General features: G+C 72.5%; 15 protein-coding genes and 1 pseudogene. 5 read left to right on the top strand and 11 right to left on the bottom strand.

Going from position 1 to position 14,557, the window contains the following annotated elements:
• Positions 1–8: 8 nt before the first annotated feature.
• From ASF78_RS12480 to ASF78_RS12470, 3 genes are all read left to right on the top strand, one after another.
• The gene (locus ASF78_RS12480) at positions 9–908 is read left to right on the top strand and encodes a carbohydrate ABC transporter permease (protein ID WP_082495020.1); all 900 of its coding nucleotides are present in this window, start codon (positions 9–11) and stop codon (positions 906–908) included.
• Positions 905–2,818 (top strand): glycoside hydrolase family 127 protein, encoded by a 1,914-nt coding sequence (locus tag ASF78_RS12475; protein WP_056589596.1) that lies wholly within the window; start codon positions 905–907, stop codon positions 2,816–2,818. Before ASF78_RS12480 ends, ASF78_RS12475 begins: the two co-directional genes overlap by 4 nt.
• A gap of 81 nt (positions 2,819–2,899) precedes the next feature.
• Complete coding sequence (locus ASF78_RS12470) at positions 2,900–3,850, top strand: NADP-dependent oxidoreductase (protein ID WP_056590844.1); 951 nt, start codon at positions 2,900–2,902, stop codon at positions 3,848–3,850.
• A 7-nt stretch (positions 3,851–3,857) separates the two neighbouring features.
• On the opposite strand, the gene ASF78_RS12465 is transcribed toward ASF78_RS12470, so the two are convergent.
• The gene (locus tag ASF78_RS12465; protein WP_056589593.1) at positions 3,858–4,073 is read right to left on the bottom strand and encodes a hypothetical protein; all 216 of its coding nucleotides are present in this window, start codon (positions 4,071–4,073) and stop codon (positions 3,858–3,860) included.
• A gap of 84 nt (positions 4,074–4,157) precedes the next feature.
• Complete coding sequence (locus ASF78_RS12460; RefSeq protein WP_056589590.1) at positions 4,158–5,063, bottom strand: LysR family transcriptional regulator; 906 nt, start codon at positions 5,061–5,063, stop codon at positions 4,158–4,160.
• Positions 5,064–5,098: 35 nt separating this feature from the next.
• Here ASF78_RS12460 and ASF78_RS12455 point away from each other — a divergent pair.
• A pseudogene (locus ASF78_RS12455) lies at positions 5,099–5,986 on the top strand (EamA family transporter); the annotation flags it as partial.
• A 29-nt stretch (positions 5,987–6,015) separates the two neighbouring features.
• Here the strand turns inward: ASF78_RS12455 and ispF are convergent.
• From ispF to ASF78_RS12445, 3 genes are read right to left on the bottom strand one after another with little or no spacing between them, the layout of a single operon-like run.
• Entirely contained in the window at positions 6,016–6,507 is a 492-nt protein-coding gene (ispF, locus tag ASF78_RS22000) for a 2-C-methyl-D-erythritol 2,4-cyclodiphosphate synthase (RefSeq protein WP_082495019.1), read from the bottom strand.
• Positions 6,504–7,247 (bottom strand): 2-C-methyl-D-erythritol 4-phosphate cytidylyltransferase, encoded by a 744-nt coding sequence (gene ispD / locus ASF78_RS12450; RefSeq protein WP_056589587.1) that lies wholly within the window; start codon positions 7,245–7,247, stop codon positions 6,504–6,506. Before ispD ends, ispF begins: the two co-directional genes overlap by 4 nt.
• Before the next feature lie 13 nt (positions 7,248–7,260).
• Positions 7,261–7,743, bottom strand: coding sequence for a CarD family transcriptional regulator (locus tag ASF78_RS12445; protein ID WP_055916922.1), 483 nt, complete (start codon positions 7,741–7,743; stop codon positions 7,261–7,263).
• 226 nt (positions 7,744–7,969) lie between these two features.
• Here ASF78_RS12445 and ASF78_RS12440 point away from each other — a divergent pair, with 226 nt between their 5' ends.
• On the top strand, positions 7,970–8,479 hold the full coding sequence (locus ASF78_RS12440) for a hypothetical protein (protein WP_056589584.1): 510 nt from the start codon (positions 7,970–7,972) through the stop codon (positions 8,477–8,479).
• Positions 8,480–8,537: 58 nt separating this feature from the next.
• Here the strand turns inward: ASF78_RS12440 and pstB are convergent, their stop codons facing one another.
• From pstB to ASF78_RS12410, 6 genes are all read right to left on the bottom strand, one after another.
• On the bottom strand, positions 8,538–9,317 hold the full coding sequence (pstB, locus tag ASF78_RS12435) for a phosphate ABC transporter ATP-binding protein PstB (protein WP_056589581.1): 780 nt from the start codon (positions 9,315–9,317) through the stop codon (positions 8,538–8,540).
• An 11-nt stretch (positions 9,318–9,328) separates the two neighbouring features.
• Entirely contained in the window at positions 9,329–10,279 is a 951-nt protein-coding gene (gene pstA, locus ASF78_RS12430) for a phosphate ABC transporter permease PstA (protein WP_056589578.1), read from the bottom strand.
• Positions 10,279–11,280, bottom strand: a complete 1,002-nt coding sequence (pstC, locus tag ASF78_RS12425; RefSeq protein ID WP_056589576.1) for a phosphate ABC transporter permease subunit PstC — start codon at positions 11,278–11,280, stop codon at positions 10,279–10,281. The genes pstA and pstC overlap by 1 nt, the downstream gene beginning before the upstream one ends.
• Positions 11,281–11,401: 121 nt before the next feature.
• A complete protein-coding gene (gene pstS / locus ASF78_RS12420; RefSeq protein WP_056589572.1) occupies positions 11,402–12,517 on the bottom strand; it encodes a phosphate ABC transporter substrate-binding protein PstS in 1,116 nt (371 codons plus the stop codon).
• A 138-nt stretch (positions 12,518–12,655) separates the two neighbouring features.
• Complete coding sequence (locus ASF78_RS12415) at positions 12,656–13,375, bottom strand: response regulator transcription factor (protein WP_056589569.1); 720 nt, start codon at positions 13,373–13,375, stop codon at positions 12,656–12,658.
• Positions 13,372–14,556 carry a cell wall metabolism sensor histidine kinase WalK gene (locus ASF78_RS12410; RefSeq protein ID WP_056589566.1) on the bottom strand — a complete coding sequence of 395 codons (1,185 nt, stop codon included), beginning with the start codon at positions 14,554–14,556 and terminating at the stop codon, positions 13,372–13,374. Before ASF78_RS12410 ends, ASF78_RS12415 begins: the two co-directional genes overlap by 4 nt.
• Position 14,557 lies beyond the last annotated feature (1 nt).

Genomic DNA, 14,557 nt, shown 5'->3' with positions numbered 1-14,557 from the left:
GGCCGACGATGACGATCGCGACAGTCCGAAACCATCCCGATGCCGAGCTTCCCCTGGCACCTGTGAAGAAGTCCGCGCCGCCCACGACGATCGCCGGCCTCGCCCTGCGCACCCCGTTCTGGGTCTTCTCCGGCGCGCTCGCCGTGATCTTCCTCTTCCCGCTGGTCTGGACGTCGGTGGCCTCCGTGTCACCGCACCCCGGCACGGGCCAGGTGGACGGCTGGGGCTTCGGCAACTACCGCACGCTCGCGAACTACCAGGCGGGCATCTGGCAGTACCTGTTCAACTCGGTGTTCGTCTCCGGGCTGTGCGTGGTGCTGACCCTGCTCATCTCGACGCTCGGCGGGTACGCGTTCGCGCGGTTCCGGTTCCCCGGCCGCAACGCGCTGTTCCTGCTCACGCTCGCGATCCTCATGGTCCCGTACGCGACCCTGCTGATCCCGCTCTACGTCCTGCTCAACACGATCGGCCTGCAGAACTCGCTCGTCGGCGTGGCCCTGGTGCTCACGATGTTCCAGCTGCCGTTCTCGACGTTCATGATGCGGATCTCGTTCGAGTCGGTCCCGCGGGAGCTCGACGAGGCCGCGATGGTCGACGGCTGCTCGTCGTTCTCCGCCCTGTGGCGGGTGCTGCTGCCGGCGGTCCGGCCGGGCCTGATCACGGTGGGGCTGTTCGCGTTCCTCGCGGCCTGGAACGACTTCTTCGCCCCGCTGATCCTCATCAACGACTCGAACAAGATGACGCTCCCGCTCGCGGTGTCGAACCTGCGCGGCCAGGTGCAGGGCGTCGTCGACTACGGCGCCACCGAGGCGGGCGTCGTCGTGCTGGCGCTGCCCTGCATCGTGCTCTTCCTCCTGCTCCAACGACACTACGTGCGCGGCTTCATGTCGGGTGCGCTCAAGGGATGACGATGACCACCACGACCACGACCTCCGCCACCCCGGTCGCCCCGTCGCACGGCAGGTTGCGCCCGCTCGGGCTCGCCGACGTGCGGATCACCGGCGGCTTCTGGGCGCAGCGGCAGGCCGTCAACGGCTCCGCGAGCCTCGCGCACATCGAGCACTGGATGGAGCGCGAGGGCTGGATCCCGAACTTCGACACCGCGGCGGCGGGCACCCTGTCCGACCTCGACCGCGGGGGCCGCGAGTTCTCCGACTCGGAGGTCTACAAGCTGCTCGAGGCCATGGCGTGGGAGATCGGCCGCACGGACGACGACGCCCTCGACGCCCGATTCCGTGCGCTCGTGCGTCGTGTCGCGGCCGCGCAGGGCGCTGACGGCTACCTGAACACCAACTTCGGCCGTCCCGGGCAGCGCCCGCGGTACTCCGACCTCGAGTGGGGCCACGAGCTGTACTGCTTCGGCCACCTGTTCCAGGCCGCGGTGGCCCGGGCACGGACGCGTCCCGACGCCGACGACGGCCTGCTCGCGATCGCCCGCCGTGCCGCCGACCACGTGGTCGAGGCGTTCGGCCCGGACGGCATCGCGTCGGTCTGCGGGCACGCGGAGATCGAACCCGCGCTCGCGGAGCTGGGCCGTCTCACCGGGGAGCGCCGCTACCTCGACCAGGCCGCGCTGTTCGTCGAGCGCCGCGGCACCGGGACCCTCGCCGACATCGAGCTCGGCCGGGCGTACTACCAGGACGACGTCCCCGTGCGGGAGGCGACGGTCCTGCGCGGGCACGCCGTGCGCGCCAACTACCTGGCCGCCGGCGCCGTCGACGTCGCCGTGGAGACCGACGACACCGACCTGCTCGACGCGCTGACCACCCAGTGGGAGAACACGGTCGCGCGCCGCACCTACGTCACCGGCGGCCAGGGCTCCCAGCACGAGGGCGAGGCGTTCGGCCACGACTTCGTCCTGCCCGCGGACCGCGCGTACTCCGAGACGTGCGCCGGCATCGGGTCGGTCATGTTCTCGTGGCGCCTCCTGCTGGCCCAGGGCCTGCCCCGGTACGCGGACCTGGTGGAGCGCACGCTCTTCAACGTCGTCGCCACGTCGCCATCCCACGAGGGCACCGCGTTCTACTACACGAACACGCTGCACCAGCGGGTGCCCGGGACCGTCCCGCCGACGGACGTCGCGAGCCCCCGGGCCTCGTCGTCGCTGCGGGCCCCCTGGTTCGCCGTGTCGTGCTGCCCGCCGAACGTCGCCCGCACGCTGGCCAGCCTGGCGGCGTACGTGGCGACCACCGACGACGACGGGCTGCAGCTCCACCAGTACGCGCCGACCCGGATCCGCACGACCCTGTCCGACGGGCGCCGCGTCGAGCTCGACGTCGAGACGGCCTACCCGACCGACGGGGTGGTCCGCGTGAGCGTGGCGACGACCGAGGACCGCCCGTGGACGCTCACGCTGCGGGTCCCCTCGTGGGCCGACGGCGCGGAGCTGCGCACCCCCGAGGGCGTGCAGCCGGCCACGCCCGGCACCGTCTCGGTGCACCGGCGGTTCACCGCGGGCGACGTCGTCGAGCTGCGCCTGCCGATGCAGCCCCGGGTGTCGAGCCCCGACCCGCGCATCGACGCGGTCCGCGGGTGCGTCGTGGTCGAGCGCGGTCCGGAGGTGCTGGCCCTGGAGTCGGTCGACCTCGGCGGCACCGACGTGTCCGTGGTGCGCCTGGACCTGGACGCGGGGCTCCGCGAGGTCGACGGTCAGGTGCTGGCCACCCTGGTCACCGACGCACCGGCCGACGACCTGTGGCCCTACGGCTCCCCGCCGGCGCACCCCGACCAGCCCCGCACCGAGGCACCGCTGATCGCGTACCACGACTGGGCGAACCGGGGACCGTCGACGATGCGGGTGTGGCTGCCGCTGGCGTGACGCTCACCCGACGGGGTGATCGCCGGGCTCGCGGCAGCCTGGCTCTGGCCCTGGGGCCCTGGTCAGGTGCAGAGTGTGCCGGTGGCCCTCACCAGCAGGGCCGTCGTCGCGAGCGCGTACGGCGGTCCCGAAGTCCTTCGCCTCGTCGACGTCGACCCCGGCGACCCCGGTCCCGGCAACGTCCTCGTCGAGGTCCGGGCCGCGGGGGTCAACCCGACCGACTGGAAGGGCTACGCCGGCCTGTACGGCACGAACCCCGCGAACCTGCCCATGCGGCTCGGGTACGAGGTGTCCGGGGTCGTGAGCGCGGTCGGACCGTCGGTGCGCTGGCTCTCCCCCGGCGACGAGATCATCGCGTGGCGCGTGTCGGGCGGCTACGCGGACCGCATCGTCGTCTCGGAGCAGGTCACCGTCCGGCGGCCGACGAACCTCGACTGGCCGGCGGCCGCCGGGCTGCTGCTCGCGGGGGCCACGGCGGTCCACACGCTGAGCGCGACCGGCACGCGCGACGGCGACGTCGTGCTCGTGCACGGCGGCTCGGGCGGGGTCGGCCGCATGGTCGTCCAGCTGGCGGTCCTGCGCGGCGCGCAGGTGATCGCGACGGCCTCCCCGCGGCACCACGACGACCTTCGTGACCTGGGGGCGACCCCGGTCGCGTACGGCGACGGCCTGCTCGAGCGGGTGCACGAGGCCGCCCGCCACACGGGCGCCGTGACGGTCGCCATCGACGCCGTGGGCACCGACGAGGCCCTGGACGCGTCCGTCGCCGTGGTGGCGGACCGCAGCCGCGTCGCGACGATCGCGGGATTCGGCCGCGCCGGGGAGCTGGGCATCAAGGCCCTGGGGGGCGGGCCCGGTGCGGACCCGGGAACGGCGGTCCGGGAGGCGGCTCGGGCGCAGCTCGCGGAGCTGGCGTCCGACGGCACGCTGGACGTCCGGGTCGCGCGGACCTATCCCCTCGCGGACGTCGCCGAGGCCCACCGCGACGGCATCGCGGGACGGTCGGCGGGGAAGCTCGTCCTGGTGCCCTGAGCGACGCTCAGAAGGGCAGCGGCGGGGGCGTCTCGCTGATCTCGCGGCGGTGCTGCTCGTCGAGCTCCCGCAGTCCGGCGCTGGTCGCCTCGAGCACGTCGAGCGGGACACGGACCCGGATCCGGACGGCCTGGACCCCGGTCTCGCGGACAGGCAGGAGGGGGCGTGCGAGCGCTCCCACGATGGGGAGCCTCTCGGTCTTGGCGTCCGACGACTGTGTCACGCCCGGGACGGTACTGGACTGGAGGACCGGACGCTACCCCAGATTTCGGACACGCCGACGACCTGGGTCGCACACGCCGGAGGGCTATGCGGTATCGATATCCACCGCGAGCGCGCGGAGCTCGTCGAGGACCCGGCGGACCACCAGGCGCTCGGCGCGGTCGCGGCGCAGGAGCGCGTCGATCCGCCGCCCGGCCCGGACGCCGACGAGGGGTACGAGCCGCACGCGCGCCCCGCCCCCGAACGTGTACCGGGGCAGCAGCGACACCCCGTGACCGGCCTCGACGAGCGCCTCGACCACGTGGAAGTCGTTGACGCGGTGCACGATCCGGGGCGCCGATCCCGAGCGTGCGCCGACCGCACCGAGGACCGTCGCGACGGGGAACCCCTCCCGCACCGCGATCCACGGCAGGTCGCGCAGGTCCTCCGGGCGGACCTCGGTGCGCCGGGCCAACGGGTGGTCGTGGGGGACGGCCACGTCGAGCGGCTCGCGCAGCAGCGGCACCACCCGGACCGCACGGCCGCCGGCCCAGCCGAGCCCGTCGTCGGGCCGGTGCGCGACGACGACGTCCATCCGGTCGGTCAGCGCCACGAAGTCGTCCTGCGCGACGTCCTCGTCGGTGCACTCCAGGGTGATCCCCTCGATCGCCTCGATGCGCGTCAGGAGCGCCGGCAGCAGCAGCTGCGCGCCGCTCTGGAACGCGGACACCCGCACGACCCCCTGGGGTCGCTCCAGGAACTCGTCGCACGCGGCTCGCGCCCGTTCGAGGGCGACCGCCACATCGACAGCCGCCTCGGCCAGCGCCTCCCCTGCCGGGGTCAGGCGCAGACCTCGACCGACGCGCCCCGTCAGGGGCACCCCGACCTCGCGCTGCAGGAGCGCGACCTGCTGGGACACCGCCGACGGCGTCAGGTGGAGGACGGCGGCCGCGGCGGTCACGCCGCCCTGCGTGCCCACCGTCCGGAGCGTCTCGAGCGCGCGGGCATCCATGCAGCAACGCTACATCGTCACGTCATCACTATTCGATGGTGCTGCACGATCGCAGCCTGCATGCTCGGACCATGCCCACCCGCGACCGCCTGATCGCCGCCGCCGTCGCCGTGCTCTGGGGCCTGAACTTCCCGGCGATCCACCTGTCGCTGGAGCAGTTCCCGCCGTTCTTCCTGGTCGCGCTCCGGTTCGCGCTCCTCGCCGTCCCGACGATCCTGCTGGTCCCCCGGCCCACCGCACCCTGGCGCTGGATCGGCCTGTACGGGCTCGGGTTCGGCGTCCTGCAGTTCGTGTTCCTGTACCTCGCGATGTCCAGCGGCATGCCGACCGGCCTGGCCTCCCTGGTCCTGCAGTCCTCCGCGCCGTTCACGGTGCTGCTGGCGGGGGTGTTCCTGCGCGAGCGCATCACCGCGCGGCAGGGCGCCGGCATCCTGCTCGCCGTCGTCGGGCTGGCGGGCATCGCGGCGCACCGCGCCGGGCTGGCCGGCGGCGCGACCCTGGTCCCCGTCCTGCTGACCCTGTGCGGCGGCCTGGGCTGGGCGGTCGGGAACCTGGGCAACCGGCGTGCCATGCAGGCACAGCCCGGTGAGCCGTTCCGGCTGCTGCTGTGGATGTCCGTCGTGCCGCCCCTGCCGCTGCTGGCGCTGTCCCTGGTCGTCGAGGGTCCCGAGGCGATCGCCGCGTCGTTCCAGGGGCTCGGCAGCACCCAGGGGCTGCTCGCGCTGGGTGGGCTGCTCTTCACTGTCGTCGTCGCGACGCTCGTCGGCACCGGGCTGTGGACCGCCCTCATGGGACGGCACCCGTCCAGCACCGTGGCACCGTTCTCGATGCTGGTGCCCGTCGTCGGCATCGGCGCCTCGTGGCTGCTGCTGCGCGAGCGCACGTCGGTGACCGAGCTGGCCTGGGGTGCGCTCGTGCTCGCGGGCGTGCTGCTGGGCAGCATGCGCCGGCGTCAGTCCGAGGCCACGACCAACGCGGTCGCGATCGCCGCGACGCCCTCGCCGCGGCCGGTGAGTCCCAGCCCGTCGGTCGTCGTCGCGGAGACGCTCACGGGTGCTCCGACGGCCGCCGAGAGCACCGCCTCCGCCTCCGCGCGCCGCTGACCGACCTTCGGGCGGTTGCCGATCACCTGGACCGCGACGTTCCCGATCGTGAACCCGGCGTCGCGCACCCGGCGCGCCGCCTCGGCGAGCAGCGTCGCACCCGCGGCACCGGCCCACTGCGGCTCCGACGTGCCGAAGTTCGACCCGAGGTCGCCCAGCCCGGCGGCGGACAGGAGCGCGTCGGCGGCGGCGTGCGCGGCGACGTCCGCGTCGGAGTGGCCCGCGAGCGGCCGCTCCCCCGGCCACGCGAGGCCGGCCAGGTGCAGCACGTCGCCGGGTGCGGGGTTCGCGTCGTAGGCGTGCACGTCGACGCCGATCCCCGTGCGGGGCAGGGTGCTCACTCGTCGCTCTCCGTCGGCAGGGCGGCGACCGCGAGGTCCCGCGCGGTCGTGATCTTCGCGGCGCGCTCGTCGCCCGCGACCACCCACACCGGCTCCCCGAGCCGCTCGACCAGGCCCGCGTCGTCGGAGGCGGCCAGCGCCTCGTCGTGCGCGTGCTCGAAGCCGTGCGCGTGCGCCCTGGCCAGGAGGTCACGGGCGAACCCCTGCGGGGTCTGGACGGCCCGGAGCTCGGCGCGCGGCACCGTCTCCAGCACCGGCTCGACCGTGATGCCACGGTGTGGTGCGACGCGCTTGATGGTGTCCGTCACCGGCAGGCCGGGGACCACCGCGGGGTGCCCGTCGCGCACCGCCTCGATGACGCGGACGACCAGCGACGCGGGCGCGAGCGGGCGGGCGGCGTCGTGCACGAGGACCACGTCGACGTCCGCGGCGCGCGGGTCCGCGTCGAGCGCCGCGAGCCCGGCGGCCACCGACGCCTGCCGCGTCGCGCCGCCTGCCACGACCAGCAGCACGACCTCGTCGAGCCCGTCCAGCTCGCGCGCGATGGCATCGAGGTGGAACGCGGGTGCCGTGACCACCAGCACCCGGACACGATCGTCGCCCGCCGCACGCGCTGCCAGCAGGTTCCGGGCAGCGTGCGCGACGAGCGACTGACCTCCCAGGGGCACCAGTGCCTTCGGGAGGGAATGACCGAGCCTGCTGCCGCTCCCGGCGGCAGTCAGGACTGCAGCGACGCTCACCGTGTCGGTGGCGTCAGGAGGCGAGGACCTCGTCGAGGATCGCTTCGGCCTTCTCCTCCTCGGTGTGCTCGGCGAGTGCGAGCTCCGAGACGAGGATCTGGCGGGCCTTGGCGAGCATGCGCTTCTCGCCCGCCGACAGGCCACGGTCGGCGTCCCGGCGCGAGAGGTCGCGCACGACCTCCGCCACCTTGATGACGTCGCCCGACGCGAGCTTCTCGAGGTTCGCCTTGTAGCGACGCGACCAGTTGGTCGGCTCTTCGGTGTACGGAGCGCGGAGGACCTCGAACACCTTGTCGAGACCTTCCTGACCCACCACGTCACGCACGCCCACCAGGTCGACGTTCTCAGCCGGGACCTCGATGGTGAGATCTCCCTGAGCGACCTTGAGCTTGAGGTAGAGCTTGTCCTCTCCGCGGATGGTTCTGGTCTTGATCTCTTCGATCAATGCCGCACCGTGGTGCGGGTAGACAACGGTCTCCCCAACAGTGAAAGTCATCTGCAGGTGTCCCCTTTCGCAGAGGGGTATCTTATCACGCCGTTTTTGGCCTTTTGCCGCGTGATTACGGCCATCTGCGCAGGTCAACGGCGGGTCGCAGCCGGATCCCCCGACAAGCAGGTCAGGCGTCCGGCAGGCCGGGCGCACCGGTGCGCGGCGGCTAGGCTGGGGCCCGACGGCGAGACCGTCTCCACGCCCGCAGCGCCCGACGTCCCGAGGAGTCACCGTGACCTCGCCCCGCCCCCGCACCCTCCGGGCCGCCGCCCTCGTCGTCGGTGTCGCCGTCGCCGGGCTCACGCTCGCCGGCTGCTCCGCGACCAACCAGATCACCACGGAGGACGAGTACTCGGCGTCCGACGGTGTCCGCTTCACGCTCGGGGACGTGCGCGGCAGCAACCTCCACGTGCTCGTGGCGGCCCAGGGCGACCCCGGGACGCTCCAGGGCGGACTGATCAACGACGGCAGCGAGGACCGCACCGTCACGCTCGCCATCGGCGACGAGGAGACGACCGTCGAGCTGGGCCCGAAGGAGACGGTGCTCCTCGGGGTCGCCGACGCCGAGGGCGAGGGCTACGCCGAGGTGACGTTCCCCGCCGTCGACGCCCCTCCGGGCGGCCTGGTGCCCGTCACCATCTCGACGCCCGAGGACGGCTCGACCGTGCAGCAGGTGCCCGTGCTCGACGGCACGCTGCCCGAGTACGCCTCGCAGGTGCCCACCGCCCCTGCCGAGGACTGAGCACGACGCACAGGAGGGGGCCGTCCGGGTCGGACGGCCCCCTTCTGCGTGGGTCGGCTCAGCCGAAGCGGCCCGAGATGTAGTCCTCCGTGGACTGCACCCGCGGCGAGGAGAAGATCGTCGCCGTGTCGTCGATCTCCACCAGCCGGCCCGGCTCACCCGTCGCGGCGAGGTTGAAGAACGCCGTCCGGTCCGAGACGCGCGCCGCCTGCTGCATGTTGTGCGTGACGATGACGATCGTGTAGTCCGACTTCAGCTCCGCGATGAGGTCCTCGATGGCGAGCGTCGAGATCGGGTCCAGCGCCGAGCAGGGCTCGTCCATGAGGAGCACCTGCGGCTTGACCGCGATGGCACGGGCGATGCACAGGCGCTGCTGCTGGCCGCCCGAGAGCCCCGAACCCGGCCGGTCGAGCCGGTCCTTGACCTCGTTCCAGAGGTTGGCCCCGCGCAGCGAGGCCTCCACGACGTCCTGCGCGTCGCCCTTGGAGATCCGCTTGTTGTTCAGCTTGATTCCGGCCAGCACGTTCTCCGCGATCGACATCGTCGGGAACGGGTTGGGGCGCTGGAACACCATCCCGACCTGGCGACGCACCGCGACGGGGTCGATGTCCGCGCCGTACAGGTCCACGCCGTCCATCGCGACGCTGCCCTGCACGTGCGCGCCAGGGATGACCTCGTGCATGCGGTTGAGCGTCCGCAGGAAGGTCGACTTCCCGCAGCCCGACGGGCCGATGAACGCGGTCACCGAGCGGGGCTCGACCGCCATCTCCACGTCAGCGACGGCCCGGAACTCGCCGTAGAAGATGTTCAGGTCCTTGACGTCGATGCGCTGTGCCATGGGGGTGTCTTTCAGCCGAGGTTCTTGGGAGCGAAGAAGCGGGTGATCAGGCGGCCGACGAGGTTCAGCAGCATGACGATGAGGATCAGCGTGAGCGCCGCGGCCCAGGCCCGGTCGTAGTTGATGGTCGCGATGCAGTCGACGGCGTCCGGCGAGCACGGCACCAGGCCCTGCGAGTACTGCCGGTAGACGTAGACCGGGAGCGTCATCATCCGGCCCTCGAACAGGTTGAAGTTGATCGAGTCGATGACGCCGACCGTGATGAGCAGCGGTGCGGTCTCGCCGATGATGCGGGCGATCGCGAGCGTGATGCCGGTGCCGATGCCAGCGATCGAGGTGCGCAGGACGACCTTGATCACGACGAGCCAGCGCGGCACGCCCAGGGCGAGCGCGGCCTCCCGCAGCTCGTTGGGCACCAGCCGGAGCATCTCCTCGCAGGAGCGCACGACGACCGGGATCATCAGCACGCTCAGCGCCACCGCGCCGACGATGCCCATGCGGACACCCGGTCCGAGGATCACGGCGAACAGCGCGTAGGCGAACAGACCGGCGACGATCGACGGGATGCCCGTCATCACGTCCACGAAGAAGGTGACCGCCCGTGCGAGCGCGCCGCGGCCGTACTCCACCAGGTAGATGGCCGTGAGCAGGCCGATGGGCACGGAGATGACCGTCGCGGCCAGGGTGATCTCCAGGGTGCCGATGATGGCGTGGTAGATGCCCCCCGCGTCCATGCCGCCGAACACCCCGCGCATCGAGTGCGTGAGGAAGTAGGCGTTGAAGCGCTCGATGCCGTTGACGATCACGGTCCACGAGACCGAGATCAACGGCAGCATCGCGACGACGAAGGCGGCGTAGATCAGCCCCTTCATCAGCCGGTCCTTGCGGTGCCGGCCCTTGTCCACCTGGCGCAGGAGCGCCCGCAGCTCGGCGTTGCCCTCGGGGAGGGTCGTGGCGCTCATCAGTTGGCTCCCGAGAAGTCCTTGCGGCGCGCGACGATCGCGCGGGCGGCCATGTTGACGACGAGCGTGATGACGAACAGCGCGAGTCCCGTCGCGATCAGCGCCGAGACGCCGAGCGGGTTGGCCTCGGGGAACTGTGCGGCGATGTTGGCCGCGATCGTCTGCTGCTGACCCGCCTCGAGCAGCTTGAACGAGTACAGGAATCCTGGCGACAGGATCATCAGGACGGCCATCGTCTCGCCGAGCGCGCGGCCCAGGCCGAGCATCGCGGCGGACACGATCCCCGAGCGCGCGAACGGCAGGACCGCGACCCGGATCATCTCCCAGCGCGTCGCGCCGAGCGCGAGGGCCGCCTCCTCGTGCAGGCGCGGGGTCTGCAGGAACACCTCACGGCTCACGGCCGTGATGATCGGCAGGATCATCACGGCGAGCACGATGCCCACGGTCATGAGCACGCGGGCCGTCGGCGACACCGTGCCCGCGAAGAACGGGATGAACCCCAGGTACTCGTTGAGCCACGCCCAGACCGGCTTGACCATCGGCGCCAGCACCAGGCCGCCCCACAGGCCGTACACGACCGACGGGATCGCGGCCAGCAGGTCGACCAGGTAGCCGAGGCCCGACGCGAGCCGGCGCGGCGCGTAGTGCGACGTGAACAGGGCGATCCCCAGCGCGATCGGCGTCGCGATGACCAGGGCGAGAGCCGCGGCCAGGATCGTGCCGAAGATCAGCGGCCCCACGAAGTCGAGGAGCGACGTCGCCTCGCCCATCCACGAGACCTTCTCGGTCAGCTCGGCGGCCGGGGTGGTCAGTGCCGGCCACGCGCGCAGCACCAGGAAGGCGGCGACCGCGACGAGCACGACGAGGATGAGGGCGCCGGCGCCGGTGGCCGTCCAGCGGAACAGCCGGCTCGCGCCCTTGTCGACCACACGCGTGCGCCTCCGCACGGGCGCCGGCGCGAGCGTCGGGCTCGGCGTCGGTGGACTCTGGGTGCTGGTCACTTCTCTCCTGCAGCTCGTGGTGGGTGGTGCACCGCCGGCGGCGGACCCGTCCTCCCCCCGAGGCGGGCCCGCCACCGGCGGGTGGTGGGGGCGGCTGAACCCGCCCCCACCGGGTCGGACGTCAGGCGGCTGCGGTGATCGCGTCGATCGCTGCCTGGACGTCGGTGCGGAGCGTGTCCGAGATGGGCGCGGAGCCCGCGGCCTCCTCCGACGCAGCCTGACCCTCGGCGCTCGCGATGTAGCTCAGGAAGCCCTTGACCAGGTCAGCGGTCTCCTGGTCGGGGTACTGCAGGCACGCGAGGCTGTAGGACACGAGGACCAGCGGGTAGGCGCCTGCGGCCGTCGTCTGCCGGTCGATCTCGACGACGATGTCGTGCTCCGCACGCTCCTCGTCACGGGGCGACGCGTCCACGGCTGCGGCGGCGGCCTCACCGGACGGTGCGACGAACTCCTCGCCGACCTTCAGGCTCACCTTGCCGAGCGTCCCGGCGGCCGAGTTGTCCGCGTACGTGATGGTGCCCGTGCCGCCCTGGACCGTCTGGATGACGCCGGAGGTGCCCTGGGCGGACTCCCCACCGGGGATGGGCCAGTTGCCGTCGGCCTCGTACGGCCACGCGCCCTCGGACGCAGCAGCCAGGTAGTCGGTGAAGTTCTCCGTGGTACCCGACTCGTCCGAGCGGTGCACGGGCGTGATGGTCTCGGCCGGCAGCGTCGCGTCGGGGTTGTCGGCCGCGATCTCCGGTGCGTCCCACGAGGTGATCTTGCCGTCGAAGATCCCGGCGATCGTGGCGGCCGACATGTTGAGCTCGGTCACACCCTCGAGGTTGAACACGACGGCGATCGGGCTGACGTACAGGGGCAGGTCGACGGCCTCGGTGGTGCAGACCTCCTTCGCCGCGTCGAGCTCCTCCGGCTTCAGGGCGGAGTCGGATCCCGCGAACTGGACCGAGCCGTCGAGGAACTGCGTGCGACCGCCGCCGGAGCCGACGGGGTCGTAGTTGATGTTGACGTCGGGGTTGGCGCTCTGGAAGCCGGCACGCCAGGCATCCATCGCCTTCTCCTGCGACGTGGCGCCTGCACCGTTCAGGTCACCGCTGAGCTCGCTGGCCTGCTCGGGGGCGCCGGACGTGCTGTCGCCGGACCCGGTGGGGTCGTCCGATCCGCAGGCCGCGAGGGAGAGGGCGAGGGCGCCGGTGAGGGCGATCGCGCCGATCCGGCCGTGGAGGGAGAGCTTCACTGTGTTCCGTCCTGTCGATCAGGTGCGCACCGATGTGTGCGCGGCGATGCTGACCGTAGGAAGTCGACGTGACCGGGTGGACGGCAACGGGTGAACCGCAGGTGAACGGTGGCCGTCGAGTCGGACGTGCGTCCGGGGCTACTCCCCGTCGTCGGCGAGCTTGTACCCGAGGCCTCGGACCGTGAGCAGCAGGGTCGGGTCCGCGGGGTCGACCTCGATCTTGGCGCGGACGCGCTTGACGTGGACGTCGAGCGTCTTGGTGTCGCCCACGTAGTCCGAGCCCCAGATGCGGTCGATCAGCTGGCCGCGCGTGAGCACCCGGCCCGCGTTGCGCAGCAGCAGCTCGAGCAGCTCGAACTCCTTGAGGGGGAACGCGACCAGCTCGTCGCGCACCCGGACGGTGTGCCGCTCGACGTCCATGCGCACGGGTCCGGCGACGAGCTCGTCGTCGTCCACGGGGACGGGTGCGGCGGACGCACCCGCCGCGACCACGACCGCCTCCCGGCGACGCAGCACCGCGCGGACGCGGGCCAGCAGCTCGCGCGACGAGTACGGCTTGGTGACGTAGTCGTCGGCGCCCAGCTCCAGTCCGACGACCTTGTCGATCTCGTCGTCCTTGGCGGTGAGCATGATGACGGGCACGTCGCTGACCAGCCGCAGGCGGCGGCACACCTCGGTGCCGGGCAGGCCGGGGAGCATGAGGTCGAGGAGCACCAGGTCGGCGCCGAACTCGTCGAACTTCGTGAGCGCCTCCGGGCCGGTCGCGGCCGTGACCACGTCGAAGCCCTCGCGCTCCAGCTGGTACGTCAGCGGGTCGCGGTAGGACTCCTCGTCCTCGACGAGCAGGATCCGGGTCATGACGCGCTCCGGCGCACGTGCGCTCCTTGGGGTTCGGCGACTGCTGCGGGCTCGTCCTCCGCGCGCGGCAGACGCAACGTGAACGTCGACCCCCGGCCGGGCTGCGACCAGACGGTCACCTCACCGCCGTGGTCCGCCGCGACGTGCTTGACGATGGACAGTCCGAGCCCGGTGCCCCCGGTGTCGCGCGAGCGCGCGGGGTCCACGCGGTAGAACCGCTCGAACACGCGCTCCTGCTCGGCCGCGGTGATGCCGATCCCCTCGTCGACCACCGCGATCTCGACTAGCTCGCCGTCGGTGCGGACCCCCACGCCGACGTGCGACGCGTCGCCGGAGTACGCGACGGCGTTGTCCAGCAGGTTGCGCACCGCCGTGACCAGCAGGTCGTGCTGGCCCAGCACACGCGTGCCGCGCACCCCGCCGATGTCGAGCCGGACCTGCTTGGCCTCCGCGGTCGTGCGGGCACGGTCGACGGCCTCCGACAGGACGGTGTCCACGTCGACCAGCCCGACCTGCCCGAGCGCCCCCGCGACCTGCAGCCGGGACAGCTCGATGATCTCGTGCACCAGCGCGGACAGCCGCGTCGCCTCCGCCTGCATCCGGCCCGCGAACCGGCGGACGGCCTCCGGGTCGTCGGCGGCGTCCTGGACCGTCTCGGCCAGGAGCGCGAGCGCGCCCACCGGGGTCTTGAGCTCGTGGGAGACGTTGACGACGAAGTCGCGCCGGATCGCCTCCAGGCGCCGCGCCTGCGTCAGGTCCTCCGCCAGCACCACGAGGTGGTCCGAGCTGACCTGCGCGACCCGCACCTGCACCATCAGCACGCCCGGGCCGACCGGGCCGCGCGGCACCTCGAGCACCTCGTCGCGGATCACCCCGTCCCGCCGGACCAGCGCGATCAGGTCACGGATCGCCGCCGGGGCGACCCGACCGTCCCGGACGATGCCGAGGGCGTGGGCCGGCGCGCTCGCCCGCACCACGTGGTCGGTCTCGTCGAGCACCACCGCGGCCGAGCGGAGCACCGCGAGCGTGCGGACCAGCCCGTCGTCGAGCGCGGACGCCGGCTGCGGCGGCACGTCGCGCTGCGACCGTTCGCTCCACCGGAACGCCAGGGTCGCCCAGACCCCCACCAGCAGGCCGAGCCCGCCGGCGAGGAGGAGCATGAGCCCGTCGATCCCGTCCACG

The organism is Cellulomonas sp. Leaf334 (genome assembly GCF_001424195.1).
Classification (GTDB): domain Bacteria; phylum Actinomycetota; class Actinomycetes; order Actinomycetales; family Cellulomonadaceae; genus Cellulomonas.
The sequence above is the reverse complement of the archived record's forward strand: the minus strand, read 5'-3'. Positions and strand labels throughout refer to the sequence as shown.

Bases quoted from the DNA above. Each gene is read 5' to 3' on its own strand.
- ASF78_RS12475 (WP_056589596.1), top strand. From the start codon at position 905: ATGACGATGACCACCACGACCACGACCTCCGCCACCCCGGTCGCCCCG.
- ASF78_RS12460 (WP_056589590.1), bottom strand. From the start codon at position 5,063: ATGGATGCCCGCGCGCTCGAGACGCTCCGGACGGTGGGCACGCAGGGC.
- pstB (WP_056589581.1), bottom strand. From the start codon at position 9,317: ATGGCACAGCGCATCGACGTCAAGGACCTGAACATCTTCTACGGCGAG.
- ASF78_RS12415 (WP_056589569.1), bottom strand. From the start codon at position 13,375: ATGACCCGGATCCTGCTCGTCGAGGACGAGGAGTCCTACCGCGACCCG.
- ASF78_RS12445 (WP_055916922.1), bottom strand. From the start codon at position 7,743: ATGACTTTCACTGTTGGGGAGACCGTTGTCTACCCGCACCACGGTGCG.
- pstA (WP_056589578.1), bottom strand. From the start codon at position 10,279: ATGAGCGCCACGACCCTCCCCGAGGGCAACGCCGAGCTGCGGGCGCTC.
- ASF78_RS12480 (WP_082495020.1), top strand. From the start codon at position 9: ATGACGATCGCGACAGTCCGAAACCATCCCGATGCCGAGCTTCCCCTG.